Source organism: uncultured Methanobrevibacter sp. (genome assembly GCF_902764455.1).
Classification (GTDB): domain Archaea; phylum Methanobacteriota; class Methanobacteria; order Methanobacteriales; family Methanobacteriaceae; genus Methanocatella.
Genome location: NZ_CACWVY010000034.1, coordinates 1 through 22636, shown reverse-complemented (window position 1 = coordinate 22636; position 22636 = coordinate 1). Strand labels below are relative to the sequence as shown.

Here is a 22636-nt window from a genome sequence, read left to right as displayed (position 1 = left end):
AAACCTTTTTAAAGAATCTCACTAATTTTATGCAAAAACAAAAGAAAATAAAGAAATTTAAAAAAATTCTGTCAAAGAGCTAACATTTTGACAGTCACATTTTAAAGAATAATATCAGAATTCATAAAATATGTGATTTTTTAATTGTCATATCTTTTAATTATAACTGTTGAATCCTCATCAAATCCAATACTAGTCCAATTATAAGATGCTTTTTTTAGGCCTTGTAAGTATTCCAATCAGCATTATCACCAGGAAATAACACAACAGTAGATTTGGATACAAATACCTATAATCCTGTATCGGCGTGGACAGGAAAACAACAACAATATTTAAAGCATTTAGCAAATAAACAAAAAATACATCTCTAGATCTTGTTAAAAAATAAATTGCACCCATTAAAACAAATGATAAATACATGTAAAATGCAGGATTATTGAATAGAGTGTCCAGAAGTTTATTTTTACTAAATTCAATGACAATTGAATCTAAATTTTTAAACATTTTGGTTTTTGCATTCTTTGCAGTAACATTATCATAGCTTGCCAGTGGAGTTGCATTATAGTTATCATAGTAATTTTTACGATTAGAATCCGTGTGTGTTCTATATGAAGTTACTTTCCAATCATCACCCTTGACAATATCCCATACCATAGGAGAAGAGTGGAACATGTACTGTAAAAAGTGATATGGGTTTTCTAGAGAATATCTAATCGCCATTTCAATTATTGAAAATTTATTATTGTTATATGCAGTATTATTTATTAGATGAAATATAGGATCCATAAACGTTATATCATAATTCCCTTTAATCTCACTTTGATTGACAACCGTTCCAAACATATCCTTATCTTTATCATCCATAGTAAGATTTAATTCATAATCTGCCAACATATGAGACACTTTAGCTGCAACAGCATCATTGTCATTATCTACAACATCATATGCCACATTTAATGCTGAAATTAATAAGATAAAAAGTATAGTTAGGGAAATTACAGAAATAGCGAGTTTTCTATTATTATATCTGAATACTAAGTATGCCCCCAATATAATAATAAACAGAACAATAATGATTAATCCATTTTGTCTTAATTGAGCAACAAATGCCATTGATAAAGACAATACTAAAACAAATAAAAGATCAACATTGCCTTTCTTATCCAACAATACCTTAATCAAAAAGCAAGTGAACAACAAGAAATAACTGAATAAAATATCTTTTAGTAAAGATATTGAAAAAACCGCATTAATTGGAATCAATGAAATCAATAAAGTAAATGAAGCCTGCAGGACAAATTCCTTATTGATTTTATTATCTGCATCATTACGCAAATAATTACATATTATCATCCAGATTGTAGAAAATATGATAATCTGTAAAATTGCAATGGATTTTGTATCAGGATACAATTTCAGACACAGCATTTCTATAAAAGTATGGAAAAACGGATGCCAGTTAGTAAAACTGCCCCTAGCTATTTGATTCATTTGATAAAAACTGTCCTGAGCCAATATTCCAGGATCATATACATAAAGATATCCCATAAAAATAATAAAAGGCATTAAAAAAATAATTAAATCTTTATAGCTTAATTTTTTTAAATATTCGTTTTTAATAACTTTTCCCCACATTTTTTCTCAAAATCCAATTATATCATACTTAAAATGTATATATTTATTATATATTTATTTTATATTATATACTTATTTTGTTTTGTGAGAAAGGGGCGTCAAAGAGCTAACATTTTGACAGACACATTTTAAAGAAAAAAATATCAGAATTCATAAAATATGTGATTTTTTTAGTTGCCCGTCTTTTAATTTTAACTGTTGAATCCTCATCAAATCCAATACTAGCCCAGATTATAAGATGCTTTTTTTAGGCATTGTAATGATTCCAATCAGCATTATCACCAGGAAATAACACAATAAGAGATTTGGATACAAATACCTATAACTTTGAACAGGCGTAGAAAGGAAAATAACTATTATATTCAATAAATTCAGCAGATAAACGAAAAATACCTCCCTAGACTTTGTTAACAAATAAATTGCGCCTAAAAGAATAAATGAAAGATACATATAAAATGCAGGATTATTGAATAAAGTATCCGCCAGTTTATTTTGGTAAAATCCTGCAGCAAATGAATCCAAATCATTAAATAAATTAGTTTCTGCATTCTTTGCAGTGACATTATCATAGCTTGCCAATGGAGTTGCATCATATTTGCTGTAGAAATTTTTACGGCTCGAATCCGTGTGCAGCACATATGAAAAAGCTTTCCAGTCATCACCCTTAACAATATCCCACACCATAGGAGAAGAGTGGAACATATACTGCAGGAAATGATACGGATTGGTTATTGAATAAATTACAGCCAATTCAATTATTGCAGATTTGTTATTGGCATATGCCGTTCTGTTTATCAAATGACTTATCGGATCACTAAACGTTATATCATAATTTTTTTCAATTTTGCTTTCATCAATAAAGCTTCCAATCAGAGCCTTATCTTTATCATCAATCGAGAGATTTAATTCATAATCTGCCAGCATATGAGACACTTTAGCTGCAACTGCATCCTTATCATTATCTACAACACCATATGAAATATTTAACACTGAAATTAATAATATAAAAAGTACGGTTAAGGAAACTATCGAAAGAGCAAGTTTTTTATTTTTATATCTGATTAATATATACGCCACCAGCATAACGAGAAACAGAACAATGACAATCATTCCATTATTTCTTAACTGAGCAACAAATGCCATTAATAATGACAATATTAAAACAAATGAAAAACTGACATTACCTTTCTTATCAAGCATCACTTTAATCAGAAAGCAGACAAACAAGAGAAAATAACTGAATAAAGTGTCTTTTATTAAGGATATTGAAAAGACCGCATTGATTGGAATTAATGAAATCAATAAAGTAAATAATGCCTGCAGGCCAAACTCCTTATTGAATTTAGTATCTGCATCATTGCGCAAATAATTACATATTATCATCCAGATTGTGGAAAATACAATAATCTGTAAAATTGCAACTGATTTTGTATCCGGATACAATTTCAGACACAGCATTTCTATAAAAGTATGGAAAAACGGATGCCAGTTAGTAAAATTAGAACTTGCAATTTGATTCATTTGATAGAAACTATCTTGAGTCAAAATTCCCGGATCATATACATAAAGATAGTATATAAAAATAAGAAAGGGAATTAAAAAAATAATTAAATCCCTGCAATCCAGTTTTTTCAAATTTTCCCAAACAACAAATTTCTCCACATTTTTCCCCAAAATAAACTATTTAGATATATTCACAATTTATCTGTTTTATATTTTATATCATTTTGTTTTCAAAATTTTTTTGAAAAATAATGTCTCCAGATTGCACAGCCGCAGTCGAAATTTAAAAGCTGTAAAATTACCCCAATTTATTAACTGTCAAGATACAGTTGTACATCAGTAAACAGTCAATCTATCAATGACTCTGACCATATCCCTTGCGGTCAGTGTTTTATTATGCTGAGTGTCTGCCTGGGCGGTTTCAAAAAGCAGCACATTATTGTTTTTCTTCTCAAGAGGTATTGTTACCCATTCAGGTGATGTGCCCGCTCTTATTGGGTATACAGGATAGCTTAAATTTTCACCGATTTTACCTGCATATTCCTTTTCTATAGCAGAATTATTGTCAAGAATGCCGATATATCTCTGCAGATCCCAATAGTTTTCCATTTCATGAACATCCACAATAACAAAAGGATTATATTTCTCGATATCCGGAAGAACATATTCGTGAGCCAGCAGTTCGCCCATATGCCTGTTGGTGTCATAATCGCTTGTGTTCATTCCGCTGTCCTTGAAATTGAGTTTGATAAAATACATTACGTAATTTTTATTTAAGAGATTTTCTTTGGAGAAATCCAGTACTGCCTCATATGTAGCATTGTGAATACCACTTTCAAGACTGTGAACACCCAGTATAAGGATTACAGTATCATTTGATGACTGATTTCCACTCAAAACCTTATAAACAGTACCGTTGGAATTCTGACCAATAATTGTAGTATTTTCATTTAAAGGCAAACCATTATCAGGAAGATTCATCGGATTATATGTAAAAGTGACCAATCCTGCAAAAATAGCTATAAAAATAAGAATGGTCAATAAAATTTTATTTTTTCTCTTCATCGTATCTCTTCCTATATTTATCGCTAATACATATTAATAGTTTTACACAAGTTGATAATGATAACCAACACTTCATATCCCAAAAAACTAATCACTACCTTAAACAGAAGCGATTCTTGCCTGCAAAAAATAAGGTTGCCGCAATATACTCAACAACATCTTCAGGATTTCCAAAGCTGTTCAGTTCATTTTCAAGCACATCAAAATCTAAGGTGTTATCATCCAGAATATAGCTGAAAAGGTCAGATTGTGAGACAGACATCTTTTCAACCTCCTCATCACCCCAGTCATTGACAGAGTGGGGAGTCCAGAAAGTATTATCATGAATCAGTCTTACCGGAGAGCCGGCATATGTAGTATTTGATGGAATTTTCTTATTAGAAACAACGGAATTTGCTCCGATAATTGAACCCGAACCAATTTGAGAACCTTTAAAAATCATTGCATTCTGGCCGAACCAGACATGATCTCCAATATATATGCTTCCGGCATAGTTCATTCTCATTTTTGATACGTCATTGTAAATACAGTGACCGTCTGAAGTTCTGAATACTACATTATATGAAATAAAGCAGTCATCACCGAATATGATGTTTTTAGCTTCAGATAAAACAAAATTGGCCCTGCCATTGAAAAAGTTGTTCTTTCCTATAAAGCAAATGTTGTTTTTGTGAAGTACGATGTTAACAGAATAGTCGTGAATATTGCTTGAAAGATATAAAACTGAGTTGTCTAAATTAAAATCAATTCGGGAATTCCACAAATGCACACCCTCTTCACAGACGAGAATGTTGTTTTTGCCGTTGAAATTGATTTGTGAGTTTGTAAGATTTGGCAATTCACCAATAAACTCATTATCTTCAAGCTCTAAAAGTTGATTCGGACTGGTTATCTGCACGAGTTTCACCTAAAATTGACATTATTCAAATATTAGTTTTGTTGTATGGATTATATAATAATTGTTGATAATGTCAACTGCAAAGCTGTCTGTACAACCCCATTACATAATCCTAAATCTATAACCCATTAATCATCACCCCTAATCATCAACCAAGTCAAATTTTTTATTTTTAATTAAAATGCTTTAAATCGCAAAATAAGCAATTTAAGGAATTTTAAAAAATTAATCATCAACCAAAAAATATGTTAATCATCAACCACATAACTTTTAGTAATTAAAAAAATAAGTTGATAGTATGTTTGAACCTCAATTTAAAAATACAAATAAAATTGTAAAATATATTGCAGATATTGCTTCAGCCAAAGAGGTCATCAGTAATGCGAAAATCATCCCTCAGTATGATAATAAATTAAAACAGGATGCACTAATCAGATCTTCACATTATTCAACATCAATTGAAGGAAATCCTTTAAATTTAAATGAAGTAAAAACATTAATCAACAACAAACAAAAAGCAACTACAAAAGCAGAACAAGAAGTACTGAACTATTTCAATGCATTAAATCATTTAGATGAGTATTCAGATGAAAATATAACTAAAGATACAATTTTATCCATGCATAAAGACCTGACTAATAATTTATTGAGCAATCCCGAATATGAAGGTAAATTCAGACAGACTAGCGTATATATCGGCAATCCACATACTAAAGATGTGAATTATGTACCTCCTGCAGCTTACAAAGTTCCAGGTTTAATAGATGAATTATTGGATTGGTTAAACAATGAAACTAAGGATATATATCCAGTTATTATTGCAGGAATTGTCCATTATGAATTAGTGCGCATCCACCCATTTATTGATGGGAATGGACGTACCAGCAGACTTATGGCAACATTAATTTTATCAATTCACAAATTCAATATTGACAAATACTTCACTTTAGATGAATATTACAATCAGGACAGACAAGCATATGTTGATGCACTAAACAGCGCAGATAAAAACCACGATTTAACAAACTGGTTGGAATATTTCTGCCAGGGAGTACTATATTCCATTAACAAAGTAAAAAAAGAAGTTTTACAATTAGCCGAAATCACATCAAAATATGAAACCACCATTGAATTAACTCCAAATGAAATTTCTGTAATGAATCTTCTTGAAGAGAAAAAACATATTCAAAATAAAGATATCCAAACAATGTTAAATATTTCTCCCCAATCCAGTTATAAAATCATCAGAAAATTAAAAGATAAAGAATTAATAGAAAGCATTGGAAAAGGCAGAAATACAGAATATGTATTAAAATAAATTTTTTCATAACATTAATCATCACCCTTAATCATCAACCAAGTCTAATTTTTTATTTTTGATTAAAATGCTTTAAATCGTAAAATAATCAATTTAAGGAATTTTAAAAAATTAATCATCAACCAAAAAATATGTTAATCATCAACTTAAAAAGAAGGTGCAAATACTTTTACAGTTAAACTGAATTGTCTAAAAAATATCCCTGCCAAAACCAAGACAAAATTTAAATAGATTATAATGTAAAGTATATATGATATTATGGATGTTAAAAAAATTTGTTTTTCTGCATTATTAATTTTATTTTTAATTTTAAGTACCTCTTCAATTTATGCAAGTGATTTTAACAATTCAACAGAGCCTATCCAGGAATTTAAAGATGGCAGCATGAGAGATTATTATGATGATTTTGGTGAGCGTGGAGAATGGGTGTTAGATGAAAACGGAAGTATAGTTATAGTTCCTTCAACTAAAAACAATACTTATGAAAATTCAACCGACAGTTTAAATCGGGAAAATACAACTGATTTAAGAAACAATTCAGACGATACAAACCAAACTTATCCGGAAATATCCAGCCCTGCAAACATGGTTGGCCTGTGGAAGGAATATGTCAAAAATCCTAAGGATTTTATTGAAAAATACTATTCACAGCCGAATGTTACCTCAATTGATATTAACAGCAATCCATGCAATAATCCCTACTCAAAGGAATTTCAGGATTTTCTAAATTTCGTCAAAGAAAATAAAGACAAGGCAAATTCCATTGAAAGTAAAGACATTAAGGTTTTCTATTCAAAAAACAGCATGTATACAGTTAGAATTCTAAATCCCGTAAACGACCCAGTCGGCAAGGGAGTGAGTGTCACTTTTACATTAAACGGCAAAAATATTAATGTAAAAACAGATGATAAAGGTTATGCGAGTTTCAAGTTTAATTGTCAGAGCGGAAAACATATAGTAGAAATCCACACAGGCAAGATTTCCTCAAAAAACTACATTACAGTAAAGCCCTTATTCAAAACAAAAATTACCGGCAAAAAATTTACAGTCCAACTCATTAAACAGAAAGGAAAATCCGTCTCTAAAAAAACCATTAAAATAACTTTTAAAGGAAAAAATTATAAAGTTACAAGCAATTCAAAAGGAATTGCTGTATTTAAAATTCCGAAAAATGTTAAAATAGGAAAATATACTATTAAAACTAATTATAACGGATGTATTATGAAAAATAAAATAACTGTTAAAAGATGATTATTAAATATTGTATTTCTAAACGAATGTTATTCATAATCTAATTTAATTTTTCTTTTTTTAATGCATCAAACATTTCAGATTCCAAATCTTTAAGAGATTTTAAACCTAATTCTAATTCTAATTTTTTTTCAGGATATTTTTCCTGCAAATATTGATTTTCAAGAATTAATTGTTGGACATCCATAAGTTCCTGTTTAACAGATTTTTGATTAGTCATTTTAGCAGGCCTCTATTTTTTGAAGTTCCTCTTTATTAAAAACAATGAAACCTTTCTTTTTATCATCTATAATTTCATTTTCCCTATCAATATAAAATAAACTCCACCAATCTAAAACTTTTTTCTTATACATTTCCCAAAAATGTTGTAAATCAAATGGGTCTGCATCAGTAGCATTTTTTGCAAAAAATACATGTACTCCGTAATCTTCTTTCATTTTGCTTTGATTTTGAGTTATTTCAAAATATTTATTGTAGGAATCTTCAGAATCATAAACCTCATCATTGAAAGTTATTAATAAATCTATGTCTCCAGGTTCTTCTTTATTAGTCACATAACTTCCATCAATAAAGTGTTGTTCAATTCCTTTTGTATCATTGCATAACTTAGTGAATTTTTGGTATTTTCCAAATAATTCTTTTCTACGTTTAGATATATTTACAAATCTTTCTAAAAAATATTTCACTGATGAATGTATATCCCTTCAGGCAAACATCCTCGTTCATCAAATGGTGGTAGGTTATCAGTCATAATTATTAATCTCCTTAGATTTTTGCATGAATAACATCATAATTATTATATAAAATAATTATTCAGATTATTTGACAATTTGCAATATCATATGATTATATATTTAAACATTAAATCTATAAATAATTTTTCTTTGATTATAGGACAATATTACGAAGTAAGAGCAATATTACGAACTTAAAGCAATTTAAAAGAAACATCAATAAATAAAACAGATAATTTCATATATCCAATGTTAAAATGAGTTTTTATATTTATAAAACAAACCATTATTTAACACATCTCACCAAAAATAAAACCTGAAGGAGCGATTTTGATTTATGAGCACTGAAAAATACCTTGCAATAGATGTCGGAGGAACAGCTATAAAATACGCCATAACCGATAAAAATGCAGAAATAAATAAAATAAATGAAATCAAAACCAGAAGAAATCGTGAAGAATTATTTGAATCATTAGATGAAATTATCCATCCTCACTTAAATCAGATTGCAGGCATTGCGATGTCATTTCCAGGCAAAATAAATGCTCGAAAAGGAATAGTCGGCAGGGTAGCAACATTTAAATGGATCTGCGATATGCCTTTAAAATCCATACTTGAAGAAAAATACGGTAAACCTGTGTGGATTGAAAACGACGGTAAATGCTCTGCATTAGCTGAACTTTGGAAAGGAAATTTATCTGATGTGGAAAATGGAATGATTATTGGACTTGGAACTGAAATAGCCGGAGGAATAATTCTAAATGGAAAACTATATCGCGGAAGCAGCGAATCTGCAGGAGAAATTTCAAGTATTCTCACCAATTTTAAAACTCAGGACAACGAAAAACGCTTTGGTAAAATCGGAGGCCATAAAAATTTAACCGATGCATATAATGATAAAAAAGGCACAGGCAATATTGACAGCTATGAACTCTTTGAAAAGTATAAAAATGGTGACGAACTAGCTTACAAAGTGATTAAAGATTATTCCAGAACAATTGCAGCAGGAATTATAACCATACAGTCAGTACTGGACCTTGAAAAGTTCTGCATCGGAGGAGGAATTTCCGCACAGGACGTTTTAATAACTGAGATTAAAAAGAGCGTGCATGAATACTTTGAAATAAAATCTTCAGAAGCTATAACAGAACCTGAAATTGAAAGATGTCATTTTAAAAATGCATCCGGCTGTGTTGGTGCCCTATACAATTTTTTAATTAGGGAAAATGTTTTTTAAGTGGAAAATATCCTGAAAACAATATTTTTAAAAAAAAACAGCATTTCTCTGGATGAAGCTATTTAAATCATCCCATTCTAAAGAGATTTCTTGCAAATTTACTATCAACATCCCCTAAAATGTCTGCATCAAATCAGTTTCAAGAATAACATCACTTTCATCCTTAAAATGACTAATATCCTAACAACCAATAAATAATTAAATTTGTAGGCATCATGGCAATTTTAAACCGCACCAGACAAACCAATCCAGAAATAATAAAGAAATTATACAATACTAAAAATGGAATTCTAACATTTTTAGACTATCAAATGAAAAATTAGGCTGAAAACACTAAAAAATTAAATAATCCTATAAAATTTTACAGACTCAAAAAAAAGAGTATTCTAATGAATACCATATTCATAGTGTTTTTTAAGGATTACTGGATGTACATTAACTCTACCCATTTTAACTGATTTTACATGAATCTTCGAAATATTTGTCTTTTTGGCATCATTAATGAAATTTAATTTATCCTCTAATGTTTTTCTATTTGCAGATTTTTGTCTCAATAATTTTGTGAAGAAAATAAATTAAAATCAGGTTAAATCAATTTTTTGAACTTAATCTTACACGCCTCTCACGTAAACGTTTAGCATCCCTTTTAGCGGCATTGCGACCTCTAAGCATAGCTTGACCTTTATTTAAGCGAGAAGAATGAGTTGAACTGATATCTTCATCCCTTACAATAAATCTTGAAACCATACAATCACCTATTTAATAATATCATTTATGAAATATTTAAAAATATCTAAATTAACTAATCATAAAATTGAATTTGATTTTTTGTAACCACACAAACATCAATATCGCCACCGACATTTTCCAAATCGAAGGAATATTTTCTTTTTGAAGAAACAATCAAAATCAAAAACTTTGCAAATTCAGCAAGGACATGCTTTGGAAGAAATGGAACGATATCCAGAAAAGAATGATAGTTTTCATCTTTCCAAATATCAATTTCTTCTACAAAAGACTTTTCATAAAATAAAAAATCTTCATTAAGAGAATTTTTATATTTCTTAATTTTCTTTAAAGTTTCATCATCAAATTCCTTCGAATAAAATAATTTCAAATAAAAATCTTCCAAATAAGAATCCAACATTGATTTGAAATAATTAACAATACTGACTTCCAGTTCAGAATTTATACCTCTAAGGAATGTATTAATCTCTTCATCCTGAGCAAATGACACTATACAATTTCCATCGAAGTTTTCTTCATAATCTAAAACACAATATTCCACTTCACCACCATTATTAACCATCAAACCAACATGAAAAAAGGAAGGTCTTTTATGTTTCCTATCAAAACCAGCAATAACAATACCTGTTCCCATAGTTGATAAATAGCTTGAAAATATTTTTAATAACTCGCCATTTGCTTTTTTCTTATCTGAAACATCATCAGGAATAATATCTTCAAAATAAACATCACCAATAAAAGAAAATTTATCTTCCTTTTCAAATGATTCAATATAATCCCAAAAAAGATCATTATCCAAACCTTCAAGATTTTCTGAAAGAGTTTTTTTGAAAATCCCCAAGTTATATTTAACAAAATATTCAACATTATCCGGAAAAGTATAATTCTCTAAAAATTTAATAAATTCACAGGTAATGCTCCTTATAGAATCCAATTCAGTTAAATTATCCTGTCGTTTAAATTCTTCAATAATAGATTCCATGTCCACAGAACCAAAATCCGGCTTACCATAAACCATTATCACCGATGTTGGATTAATAGATAATTTAAAAAGTTTTTTAACACCAGTGAATGTTTTCCTGCCTTTAACAGTAACTGCACCATCACTTGACAAAACCAACGAATTTGAACTTACAATCATTACTTCCGAAGTCATGAATAACAATCTCCTGAATTTTTGATATAATTAATGTATAATTTTATTTTATTTAAATTTAGCTATTTAAATTACTAATAAGACCAATAAATAATTAATTCGAATAATTTTACAAATTAAAACAATATTATGGAGTTTTATAAAAATTGAATTGACAATGCAAAATTTATTTTTGAATGCGAATTACATAAACAGATTAATAAAATTTTACATACCCTGAAATTAAAGATTAATCTCAAATCCCCTCCATAAAAATTAAGATCAATGTTAATTATGAATTCTTCACGACCTCCTTTTCTTTTTTACATCATTTTGAATTGTTACATTATCCGTCACCCCTATATAAATCTCTTTTAGCCATTCAGGATTGGTTTTGATATATAAATCACGAACAATGCCCCCTGCTTCTGCTTTGAATCAAATCAATGTACTTCTGAGGCAATTCAATATTGCTTGCATGGAACTTTCTAAGTGAATGTGGCCTGAAAAATCTGTAAGACCCTTTAAAACCAAAATTCAATTCATCATTTATCTCTGAAAAATGATAAGTAATCTGCCTAGTTGACAAGTCCCCAAGAGAATCTTCAAGCTTTAACTCAATGCCATTTTGACTACATATCTGAAGTCTTAAAACCAACTATTTTAAAATTGCATCACTTGCTTCTGGAGTGCAGAAAGTATAATACGGCTTTTGATTTTTTTGCCGAATGATAGTAAATGTCGGCACAATTGGTGTTTCGCAATCGTGCAATTCATTAATTATTTCAGGCAATGTCTTTTTTGTATGATATCTTGAACATGCATCAATGAAATCCTTAATTGTCATCATTGCACATTCTATTCTTCCAGTACCTGAAGAAGCCATAAACAGTGTCAATGATGAGATTCTTATTCCCGTAGAGTTAATTGCTATGTTAATTTGTTTTTTGGTTGGCAAATCAAAATAAGATAAATGATTTTCATCAGAATTTTTTAATTTTGGAATTTTAGGTACTCCAACATCAAAATACCTATATAATATGGAAATTTCTCGCATAATATTTTGAATCTTGCTTATTTTAAAGTCAGTTTCAGTTCGCAAATGGGCTTGAAATTGTATTAATCTTTGCTTAATGTTTCTTTGTCTTTTTTAATTGTTGAATCATTTTCTTCACTTATTGCTTCATCAATCAATTCCCTAAAGACATTTGATGAATTTTGTGTAAGGGTTTATTGCTGTTTTATAACTTTTGATTGTTTGTTTTTTAATGTCCCTTTCAAGACAGAATCTTTCAAAATACATATTATCACCAAACAGGATTTATGTAATTTAATAAAGTAATGAGTTTTGAAAATACGATATATTTGAATAAATTACATACTTTTAATACTCCAATATCCCAATATTCATTATTAAGCAAGTGAAATAAGGTGAAATAATGTCTCAAAGTGAATACATTAAAGAAATTCCAATAGGCAGTTATGATAATTTAGTTAATATCATCCAAGGAAAAACAGATTTATGCAAAGATTTACGTGAAAAATTCATATTCCGAGGATTAGAAAACGATATTTATGAACTGGCACCATCTGCATTGAGAAAAGGCAATAAACTCAATGATTTTGTTGATGAAGATTTTAAATTAAATTTAGTACTGCCTCATGAAAAAGCTGTCGAATATGGATTTGCCAAAAAAGAAGATGAATATGATGGTGTGAAAGATTTTACAGTAAATAAATATGGTCAATTAATTGATGGAGAATCCAAAGATTATGCTGAATCTTGGGAAGAATTCCAATGTGTGAAAGAATTGAATGCATTGATGAAATTTTTAAGTTATGCTGATAAAGTAGGTCTAAAAGTACCTGCCAATCAAAAGGTTCGACAATTGCTTGAACATAATTTCCACAACATATTTAATAGTGAAAACGGAATTTGGCCTGAAGAAGATTTTTATGAATTAATGGCTCTAGCCCAACACTATGGCATTCCAACAAGAGTTTTGGATTGGTCATATGATTATAGAGTTTCATTATATTTTGCTTTAAAAAATATACTGGACGATAATTATTTGACAAGTAAAAGACCTGAAAATGGTGTTTTGTGGGCATTTAATTATAAATATTTTAATCCTTGTTATGTGCTTGAAACTAAATCCTATTGCACTACACATTATCGTCCAGAATATAATTCAAATCCTAATTTAAATGCTCAAAAAGGATTATTCACATTTATGATAAAAAGAGTTTGGGAAGATGCAAGTCAACCTTATGATGAGTTCATAGAAGAATTTTTAAATGAATATAATCAAAGCGGAAGAAAAATACCAAAAACTGAAAAAGCATTTTATAAATTTATTATACCTGAAGATGAAAAACCTAATATTTTAAAAGAATTATATTCAGAAGGATACTCAGAAGAATATTTGTTTCCAGGATACTCAGGTGTAAGTCAAACAATTAAAAATAGAATTAAATTAACTAAACTAATTATAAATCTTAGATTAGATAAAAGACATACATTAAAATAAAGATAAATCCAACATGCTGAGGACATTTAAATGTTAAGTAAATTCAAATCATTAGTTGATAATACAAATGCGACAATATATACCGAAAAAGATTTCATGAATGAATATCCTGTGGATATTGAAAAAGAAGACATTTTATATATTGAAAAAGCACTAGGCAATGATTTGAAAATAAAAATTGAAAGTCTAAATTATCCAACCGGACAAATTAATAGAGTTGATTTTAAAAAATTAACTGAAGAATTAATTTATCGTGAAATGCTTTTAAATGAAGATTCAATCTATTACCTGCAAATTATTCAAACAATATTGGATATAAATCCCAATATGGAAAGATTACCCTCTTTTGATGATGAAAAATGGAAAGAAGCTATGATATATTGTAAAAACTATATGAACTTCAAAAAATGCGAAGTTTCAAAAGAAACATTAAAAGACAATTTTATTAAAGAATATAACCGTTCTAAATCCATAAAATACTTAATGAATAAAGGGTGCAAAATCAAGATTGAAAAAAATAATATCGAGTTTGTTTCAGGACTTGGAAACATTATAATACAATTAAATAATATGATTGAAAAATTTGGAGGAATAAATTTAATAATACATCTCTTAAATAATATTGAATTTAACTCCACTTTCCAAAGATTCCTATTTTTAAAGAGAACAGATGTATTGAATCGAAATGATGAAATTGATGTTCCTTGGGGATATCTTTTCAATTTAGCATTAAAATATCCTGAATTTAAATATAATTCAAAACATAAAAAATATGAAAAACTATTTAATGACATTATTAATTTATCCAAAATAGTTGTTAATGCAATATGCAATGTTCAGGAGTATAATATTTTTGAGCATATTTTTCAAAATGAAAAAACATTCATCCAACATGCATCTGATTTAGTTTTATACGATTCATTATTTAGAATACCTCAAGGAAATATAAACCTTGAACTGAAACTATGTGAAATATTCTTTTCCTTTGAAGATGATTTTTTTGAAAGAACACTTGGATTTAGCCTCGATGATTATATACAAGTCATGGAAGAACTAAATAATATTGGCAAAAATACTGGAAATCGAATAAAATTAAATCTATCCAAAAAACAAGATTATGCATTGCCATATGATGACTACATTAAAATATTAAATACCCTTTCTCATGTAAATCCAATAAATCAAGATTATAATTTTCCTTCAGATTATTCGAAAATTGATTTTTATAAACGACCTATTGTTAAACTTGACCCTACAAAATTTTTCATCCCAAGCATCCCTATTTCAACACCAAATTTTTATGAATTTTTGGCAGATAAATTACGAGAACCCTACAATGCTGAACATGAAACCAAATTGGATGATTTGTTTGGAGAAAAACTCGAAACATTAATCAAATATTTATTTGATGCCCATAATATCAATTATATTTCAAATACTCTCTTTGAATCAGAGGAATATAATGGTGAATCTGATTTCATCATTGAAAGTGATGCCTCAATAATAATTATTGAAGTGAAAAAGAAAGTTATGAGAAAAGAATCAAAAGCAGGAATTTCTTATTATATTTTCATGGATTTATTCCGCAGTTTTGTCAAATCACAGTTTCAAGCAAATAAACTAGAATATTTATTAAAAAAATATGGGAAAGTTGAATTAAAATCTAAAGATGGAAATAAATATGAATTACATTGGAATAATAAACACATCAAAAGAATTTCTTTAACACAACTGGACTATGGTTCATTATATAATCCTTATTTTTTAGAATTTCTGTTAAAAACATTAGTTGACGGCAAATATACTCTAGAAAATGGAACTGAAAAAATTAATAAAGAATTTGAAAAAATTATAAAAGACTATAAAGAATCATTCAAAAAATTAAATGATATTTGTCATGAAGACTTTAAATATTATGCGCATTTCAACACATATTTTATGAGTTTATCCCAATTATATGAAATTATCAAAAGATCAACAAACAACAATTCATTTTATGAAAATTTACCTAAACAATATATGGAAACAGGAACATTTGATTGGTTTTATGAATATAACCTATACTTAAAATCTAAAAATAAAACTTAAATTCAAAAGTCATTATTATAAAATATTTACCAAAAATGTAGAACAAAACTCTACAACATATCTAGATAAAAGTCTCTTTCAAACTTGCGTAATTTGAATTTAACAATTTTTAAATGAAATTTTCTATATTTTTCTATTGAAATAAAAATATTGCAATTACTATATTGTCATGCTACAAAAACTATTATATCTAACCAAACAGATAAGTATAAATTAAATAACTGATGATAGCATGTTAAATAAAAAATCTAAAAAAGAAAAGTATAATCAATTAGTAGAAATTCATGAAATAAACAAATTTGATAGCTTACTAAACATAATTAAACAGACACAGAGGGCTTTAGAGAAAATTTTATTTTTAGAGGCCTTAAAAAACCAAATTATAAACTAATTCCATCATTATTAAGAGAAGACAAAAAATTGATGAATTTATTTTAAAATCTGAATTTAATTTTAATTTTGTTGAACAGATAAAGTTTAATTTTGATAGTGATGAGCCCATATCTTTTAAAAAACAGTTACACAATAATAATTCTATTAAAACACATCCAAAAATCAATGTTCATTCTTTTATGGGCATTTAATTACAAAAAATTTGAAGATAAATATAATGAGGAAAAATCTGAAAAAAACAAAGTGGTAATTTACAGACCAGAATATAGTTCTAATCCCGATTTAAAAGCACAAAAAGGATTATTTACATTTTTAACTAGTAAATTTTATGAATCTATCGATGCAAAAACACCTTTTGATAAAGCTGTAATAAATAATATGATAGAAATTAAAGGTTTAGATAAAAAACAGATATATTACCACTTAAATGAATTTCAGGACATCTCAATTAAACCTAATGAAAAGATATTCCATAAATTTATAATTTCAGGTAAGTTAAAAAAAGAAATATTAAAAGAATTGTATTTAGATGGATACGCTTATGAAAATTTATTCCCAAATTATGATGGAGTAGTACAATCCATTAAAAATAGAACGAAATTAGATTATCTCTTGCATTTTGAATGATATTAATAGTGTTTAGTTAATCAAAACATCAACAATATCATTCAATCTCATCAACCAACCACAACTCATATCCTTTCAGAAATTTATTAACAACAATTTCATCTTTTAAGTCCCCATAATTCGCATCAATTTTGTTTTTAATTGGATTTAAATCTGTAAAATCAGATAAATTTTGAATTTCATGCTTGGAAAATTCTTTTGACTCCAAAATGAATAATTTAAGCAAATTTATTAAATTTTCATTGTTTGAAATGTAGTTATCAATAAATTCACGCACTTGCAAATCCATTCCTAAATCAGCAGCCACATTCAACATTTTAACCAAATTTTGCTCAACATACTCAGGATACAAATTGAGCATTATTTCAAATTTGTTTATAATTATTTTCTCCAATTGCCCTATTTCAGACAAACTGAATAATGACTCCCTATAATTCGCATAGTCATTGGATTCACATTCTTTTCTGAAATGGGACATTATTGAGTAAAGGAAATCCAGTTGATTTGAATTTACAAATTCCTCTTTTAATATCTCAAAGTTATTTTCATTGTCTAATTCATAAATCAATTTTAATGATAATTCATACAATAAATTATTGATTTTTTCCAGGTGTACATTATTTAGAATACTACCATCAAATTTCTTATAAAATGAAAAAATCACATGCAATAAGAATTCCTTTTCGATGACCTTATCAAGACGATTTTTCAAACTCTTGAAAAACAATTTCAATTTATCCATTTCATATAAATTAATGAATTGATTGAAAAGTTCGTTTTCTTTTTTGGAATTGATTAAATCAATGGTCATTGAGATTTCATATTCATTAATTTCCTTTAAAATTGGATTCAACTTAAAGTATGTTTTGAAATGGTTTTCATGACATATTAACAATTTTTCATCATACTTCTGCAAATCCATATCAATTTTTACATCATAAATAAAAAGCATCTTTGGGAATAAAAATTGCAATAGATATTTGCTATTTTCGTCTTCATCAAGAATATTTTCAAATTCAAATTGTTCATTTTGACATAATTTATAATTGGAGACATAATCTTCCCTTGAAAATGAGCATATTACAAGCAATGATTCATTATATTTGATTTTTTCATATAACTCTGGTTTGAACAGCTGTATTGCAGTAATGGCTATGAAATCTTCAAAGCACACTTCCTTTTTAACCAGTTCAATGTTAAATTCCAAAATATTAACAAATCTTTTAATGTCACGGATTGTTTTAAAAAATTTCAAAATACCATAACTTGTCGTGTAAAAGTCATTTTCTGATTGAAGCAATGATTCCAATCTAATATCGTCTAATGGAATATCATGCTTATTGGATAAATCAATTAAATCCTTTTTTAGGATTTCTTTAAGTTCCATTTGAGAAATCAAAGGAACTTCAAGAGGAACATTAATAATCTTTTCCAAGAAATTTTCTGCATAATCTTCTTCTAAAGCAGTTGTAACAATGTTTTTGTCAAAAGCAACAAGATAAATGACATTGTTGAAATTAGCCATAATTTTAATTAATTTGAACATCTCATTAATCTCATCCTTATCCAATCTATCCAAATCATCAATGATACAAACAATTTTACTTGTTCTTAAACGTGCATTGATTTTATCTTTGATTTTTTTAAGGGATTTTTCCGGAGAATCGACATTGAAAGTTTTCTCCATTATGTTTCCAAGAGTTTCACTTTTAGCTGAAACTACTGTGGGAACAATGGACTTGGCAAGATTTGTTTTGTTAAGTTTAAACCAATATAATTTTAAATCTTTTGTTATATCATCAGAATCTGAAAACTGAGATATAAGCTCATCAAAAAACTGTTCAATCAGCTGATTATAGGATGAATAAATCCATGGATTGAATTCCATTAATTTAATATCAGCCTTTTTTAGATGAACTTTGGTTAAATTTAAAATAGATGTTTTTCCAGATCCCCAATCACCCATCAAACCAACTGTAAGACAAGAGTCATTATTTTTTAAATAATTCTCGATGTTGATTGCAAGGTTTTTTGCAAAATTGTTACTGTTTAAACCTTCTACATCTTCTTTAATTGATTCTATTGGTTTTTCATTTTTAAATGAAAATTCATGATTATTGTCAAAATAAGAATCTGGAGATTTCATATTGAAAGTTTATAAATAAATTCATATTAATATTTCTATTAACCAAACGAAACCAAATTCAAAAAACTGACCACAGAATTTAAAATAGATTCTAAAAATATTTAAAATAATAACTATAGTACTAATGAGGACCAATATGAATAATATATTTCAAAAAATCAGAAATAGAATAAACTGCAATTCAAATGATAATCTCAATTTAAGAATAAATCAGATGAATAAAATTATACAAAATCGAGATAAACATTTTCCCAAAGAATTATTTCGTTACCGCCATTTAGATTCCTCTGAAGAAGTAGAAAAAAGTAAACATGTAGATGCACTAATTAATGAAAAAATCTATTTAACTGAACCATATATTCTTAATGATCCTTATGACTCTGCATTCAGCATAGACATAGAAAAATTTAAACAAAACATACTTAAAAATTCAGAACAAAAAATTAAAGAAGAATATGTGAAAAAAATATTTGAACAAATCAATATTGATATTCAACTCCTTGAAGACATAGATGCACTTTATGAAGACATGAATATTGACATGAGTGGAATGTATGAACTTATTGAAAATGAAACAAATCAATTTTATACAGAATACCTTAAAAATGAAATTAAATTTAGAATTTCCTGCTTTAGTGAAACTTCAAAATCCATTTTGATGTGGTCTCATTATGCTAATGAGCACCAGGGATTTTGCATAGGATATGATTCTTTAGAAATGGAAGAAAAAACTAGAAAAAAGATTTATCCTGTTTTTTATCATGAAGAATTTTTTCCAAACATAAAAACAGAAAATGAACTAGAAAATAAACAATTCAATTCATTGATAAAATATAAAGATTGGAAATATGAAAAAGAATGGAGATTGATTTCTTATGAAAAATTTTTACATTTAAAACCTTCAAAGATATATTTAGGAGTGAGATTTAATAAAGAAAATTTAGACTTTTTTAAGGATATTGCAGTTGAAAAAAATTGTGATTTATACCAAATGGATTTAAATTACTCAAAATATGCATTAGATGCTAAAAAAATTAAGTTATAATTAGAAAATCATCATTATAAAACCAAAAGGTAAACTTAGATTTAAAAATAACTTAAAGGAACTCTTCAAAAATTCTTTCAACTATATCTCACAAACGAATAATAATTTAGCAACTAATTATATTAACTATAACAATACATTGCCAATAATTTAATTTAGTATAAATATCAATTTAAAACAAGATTAATAAACAAAGATATAGTTCAAATCTTACACCTTATCAGTTTGCTCCTATGGAAAACATTCAACACCAAATTGTCCGTATTTAGCAGTTTGTTTGTATCGGGCATCTCTTAAGTTTAAGGTTTCAATAATTCCATCAGGAGTTAATTTGAAGTTTTCATGTACGATTTGAGCCATTGACACATCATTATTATCCACTCTTGTTCAAGGTATCAACCATAACATAAGTCTGCTCATCAACACCAATTGCATAGGATAACTGAATTTCACATTTCTCAAAAGGACCAGCAGCAACGATGTTTTTTGCAATGTATCTTACCATATAGCATGCACTTCTGTCCACTTTGGTGCAATCTTTTCCTGAAAATGCTCCCCCACAGTGTCTTGCATATCCCCTATGTATCTACTATGATTTTACGACCGGTTCAACCTGCATCTCTATGAGAATCGCAGATTTCAAATACACCTATCGGGTTGATGTGCTCTTTGGTATTCTCAGCCATTAATTCTTGTGGAATGACTACCTTGAAGAGTTTTTCACGAATATCCTTTTTTAACTGTTTCTGGTTATCTGACTGTCTCATCATGCTTAGTTGAAAGTACAACCGCACCCAAAGAGAAAATATTTCTACCTTCACTGTAATTAACTGAATCTGTGCCTTACTGTCCCTCTTAGATATAGTATTTAACCAAATATTCTGAGTTTTATTAAGTTATATTCTTACAAAATCAAGAACAACTAATATGTGCACAAACAGCCACAATTTACAATTTATTGACCCAGAATTTCATCAAGTTTCGCCTTATTTTTTATATATTTCGTAACTCCAGCATAACCTGGAAATAATCGTTCTTCAGAATAACCATCAATATACAACTGTTTTAATACTTCTGCCTTAATGTCTCTTGGAATTATAAATTTATAAAATATTTTCTCATTTTCTGGAATTGAAAATTTTTCCAAACCATCAATTTCGTAAACTAGTTTTTCATCAGTAATTCGTTCATTATTTTCCAATTCATCAAGTATTATTTCATTTAGAGGTCTTTCATCACATTCTTGATTAAAGTCAACAACTAAGGTTAACAATCCACTTTGTGCATTTAGATTAGGATTAGAATAGTATTCTGGTCTGTAAAATTGAACCTTAAAGTCATTAGTTGTATTGTCGCTTTTAAAATAACCATAATTAAAAGTCCAAAGCACACCATCATTATTCTCATCATCTAAAGAAAAATCATCATATAAAACATTCCGAATCGCAAAATATAATGATACTTTATAATCATATGACCAATCAAGAGCTCTAGTAGGCAAATCATAATGTTGAGCCAAAGATATTATTTCAAAATAATCTTCCTGCGGCCAGGTTTTAGGAATATCTATAACAGACTTTAATGATTGTTTTCGGACATTAGATGATATTGGAACTTTTAATCCATATCGATCAGAATAAACTATGAAATTAAATAGAACATGCATTTCTTTTCCTAATTTAAATTGATTTAAATAATATTCATCATTTACTTTAACACCATTTTCAAATTCATCAAATTTATTTAATTTAAACTTATATAAACCTTGTTCATCAGGAGACTTATTTTTTATGTTTAACCCTAGTCCAATAGCAGTTTCTTTTTTTAGACCAAATGGTGGATTATATTCTGACCCGATATAGTCAAGAATATTGTTGTCACGTAAAGAAGAAGGAATTAACTTATAAGATTTTTTATTAATTCCCCGATAAATAAAATCATCACGAAAATCAGCATAATCTTTTCGTCCTTGCATAATGTCTTGTAGTTCAAAATAATCATTAATAGTTATTTCTTCAACATATTTTTCTTCATTCATGCTTTCACCACCTATTATACGCCAGCACCATTAAAGAATATTATAAATAATCTTTTTATTAAATATTTTGTCAATAATTTTATTTTTAGATGTTTTTTCTATTTTTGGAGGTCTGTGAAATTTTAAAAAATGTAAAATAGAATATTAGGCTTTGTAGAAATCCTCTTTTTTATTGAATCTGAGTTGATCGATAGATGTTGTAAATTGTATTTTTGAGTTTTGTTTCTTTATTTGATAATTGTAGG

22 protein-coding genes are annotated in these 22636 nt (G+C 27.9%); 7 read left to right on the top strand and 15 right to left on the bottom strand.

Annotation, left to right across the window (positions count from 1 at the left end; all coding sequences use genetic code 11):
- Positions 1-201: 201 nt before the first annotated feature.
- From QZU75_RS10130 to QZU75_RS10115, 4 genes are all read right to left on the bottom strand, one after another.
- Complete coding sequence (locus QZU75_RS10130; protein ID WP_296883499.1) at positions 202-1548, bottom strand: hypothetical protein; 1347 nt, start codon at positions 1546-1548, stop codon at positions 202-204.
- Positions 1549-1866: 318 nt separating this feature from the next.
- A complete protein-coding gene (locus QZU75_RS10125; protein ID WP_296883497.1) occupies positions 1867-3156 on the bottom strand; it encodes a DUF6020 family protein in 1290 nt (429 codons plus the stop codon).
- 318 nt (positions 3157-3474) lie between these two features.
- Positions 3475-4203: a hypothetical protein gene (locus QZU75_RS10120; RefSeq protein WP_296883496.1), complete on the bottom strand. Its 729-nt coding sequence runs from the start codon at positions 4201-4203 to the stop codon at positions 3475-3477.
- Positions 4204-4297: 94 nt separating this feature from the next.
- Positions 4298-5101 carry an acyltransferase gene (locus QZU75_RS10115; RefSeq protein ID WP_296883494.1) on the bottom strand — a complete coding sequence of 268 codons (804 nt, stop codon included), beginning with the start codon at positions 5099-5101 and terminating at the stop codon, positions 4298-4300.
- 298 nt (positions 5102-5399) lie between these two features.
- On the opposite strand from QZU75_RS10115, the gene QZU75_RS10110 reads away from it, so the two are divergent.
- Positions 5400-6419, top strand: a complete 1020-nt coding sequence (locus QZU75_RS10110) for a Fic family protein (protein WP_296883492.1) — start codon at positions 5400-5402, stop codon at positions 6417-6419.
- Positions 6420-6677: 258 nt separating this feature from the next.
- On the top strand, positions 6678-7670 hold the full coding sequence (locus tag QZU75_RS10105) for a hypothetical protein (protein ID WP_296883490.1): 993 nt from the start codon (positions 6678-6680) through the stop codon (positions 7668-7670).
- A 40-nt stretch (positions 7671-7710) separates the two neighbouring features.
- On the opposite strand, the gene QZU75_RS10100 is transcribed toward QZU75_RS10105, so the two are convergent.
- The gene (locus QZU75_RS10100; protein ID WP_296883488.1) at positions 7711-7890 is read right to left on the bottom strand and encodes a hypothetical protein; all 180 of its coding nucleotides are present in this window, start codon (positions 7888-7890) and stop codon (positions 7711-7713) included.
- Between the two features lies 1 nt (position 7891).
- The gene (locus QZU75_RS10095) at positions 7892-8356 is read right to left on the bottom strand and encodes a DUF6932 family protein (RefSeq protein ID WP_296883487.1); all 465 of its coding nucleotides are present in this window, start codon (positions 8354-8356) and stop codon (positions 7892-7894) included.
- 385 nt (positions 8357-8741) lie between these two features.
- On the opposite strand from QZU75_RS10095, the gene QZU75_RS10090 reads away from it, so the two are divergent.
- Positions 8742-9641 carry an ROK family protein gene (locus QZU75_RS10090; protein WP_296883486.1) on the top strand — a complete coding sequence of 300 codons (900 nt, stop codon included), beginning with the start codon at positions 8742-8744 and terminating at the stop codon, positions 9639-9641.
- A gap of 591 nt (positions 9642-10232) precedes the next feature.
- On the opposite strand, the gene QZU75_RS10085 is transcribed toward QZU75_RS10090, so the two are convergent.
- The 4 genes from QZU75_RS10085 to QZU75_RS10070 all read right to left on the bottom strand — a co-directional run bounded on the left by QZU75_RS10085 (position 10233) and on the right by QZU75_RS10070 (position 12580).
- A complete protein-coding gene (locus tag QZU75_RS10085; protein WP_296883485.1) occupies positions 10233-10388 on the bottom strand; it encodes a hypothetical protein in 156 nt (51 codons plus the stop codon).
- Between the two features lie 55 nt (positions 10389-10443).
- The gene (locus QZU75_RS10080; protein WP_296883483.1) at positions 10444-11544 is read right to left on the bottom strand and encodes a hypothetical protein; all 1101 of its coding nucleotides are present in this window, start codon (positions 11542-11544) and stop codon (positions 10444-10446) included.
- Positions 11545-11929: 385 nt separating this feature from the next.
- Positions 11930-12181 (bottom strand): hypothetical protein, encoded by a 252-nt coding sequence (locus tag QZU75_RS10075; RefSeq protein ID WP_296883481.1) that lies wholly within the window; start codon positions 12179-12181, stop codon positions 11930-11932.
- A complete protein-coding gene (locus tag QZU75_RS10070; protein ID WP_296883479.1) occupies positions 12182-12580 on the bottom strand; it encodes a hypothetical protein in 399 nt (132 codons plus the stop codon).
- Between the two features lie 382 nt (positions 12581-12962).
- Here QZU75_RS10070 and QZU75_RS10065 point away from each other — a divergent pair, with 382 nt between their 5' ends.
- The 3 genes from QZU75_RS10065 (at position 12963) to QZU75_RS10055 (ending at position 17162) form a co-directional block, all read left to right on the top strand.
- Positions 12963-14054 (top strand): FRG domain-containing protein, encoded by a 1092-nt coding sequence (locus QZU75_RS10065; RefSeq protein WP_296883478.1) that lies wholly within the window; start codon positions 12963-12965, stop codon positions 14052-14054.
- A gap of 30 nt (positions 14055-14084) precedes the next feature.
- The gene (locus QZU75_RS10060) at positions 14085-16142 is read left to right on the top strand and encodes a hypothetical protein (protein WP_296883477.1); all 2058 of its coding nucleotides are present in this window, start codon (positions 14085-14087) and stop codon (positions 16140-16142) included.
- A 492-nt stretch (positions 16143-16634) separates the two neighbouring features.
- Positions 16635-17162 (top strand): hypothetical protein, encoded by a 528-nt coding sequence (locus QZU75_RS10055; RefSeq protein WP_296883475.1) that lies wholly within the window; start codon positions 16635-16637, stop codon positions 17160-17162.
- A 37-nt stretch (positions 17163-17199) separates the two neighbouring features.
- Here the strand turns inward: QZU75_RS10055 and QZU75_RS10050 are convergent, their stop codons facing one another.
- Entirely contained in the window at positions 17200-19308 is a 2109-nt protein-coding gene (locus QZU75_RS10050) for a P-loop NTPase fold protein (RefSeq protein ID WP_296883473.1), read from the bottom strand.
- Between the two features lie 136 nt (positions 19309-19444).
- On the opposite strand from QZU75_RS10050, the gene QZU75_RS10045 reads away from it, so the two are divergent.
- Positions 19445-20353, top strand: coding sequence for a DUF2971 domain-containing protein (locus tag QZU75_RS10045; protein WP_296883471.1), 909 nt, complete (start codon positions 19445-19447; stop codon positions 20351-20353).
- A gap of 231 nt (positions 20354-20584) precedes the next feature.
- Here the strand turns inward: QZU75_RS10045 and QZU75_RS10040 are convergent, their stop codons facing one another.
- From QZU75_RS10040 to QZU75_RS10025, 4 genes are all read right to left on the bottom strand, one after another.
- The gene (locus QZU75_RS10040; protein ID WP_296883469.1) at positions 20585-20713 is read right to left on the bottom strand and encodes a methionine adenosyltransferase domain-containing protein; all 129 of its coding nucleotides are present in this window, start codon (positions 20711-20713) and stop codon (positions 20585-20587) included.
- Between the two features lie 13 nt (positions 20714-20726).
- Complete coding sequence (locus QZU75_RS10035; protein ID WP_296883500.1) at positions 20727-20939, bottom strand: methionine adenosyltransferase domain-containing protein; 213 nt, start codon at positions 20937-20939, stop codon at positions 20727-20729.
- Positions 20940-20961: 22 nt separating this feature from the next.
- The gene (locus tag QZU75_RS10030) at positions 20962-21123 is read right to left on the bottom strand and encodes a hypothetical protein (protein WP_296883468.1); all 162 of its coding nucleotides are present in this window, start codon (positions 21121-21123) and stop codon (positions 20962-20964) included.
- 185 nt (positions 21124-21308) lie between these two features.
- Positions 21309-22391: an FRG domain-containing protein gene (locus tag QZU75_RS10025; RefSeq protein ID WP_296883466.1), complete on the bottom strand. Its 1083-nt coding sequence runs from the start codon at positions 22389-22391 to the stop codon at positions 21309-21311.
- Between the last annotated feature and the right edge of the window lie 245 nt (positions 22392-22636).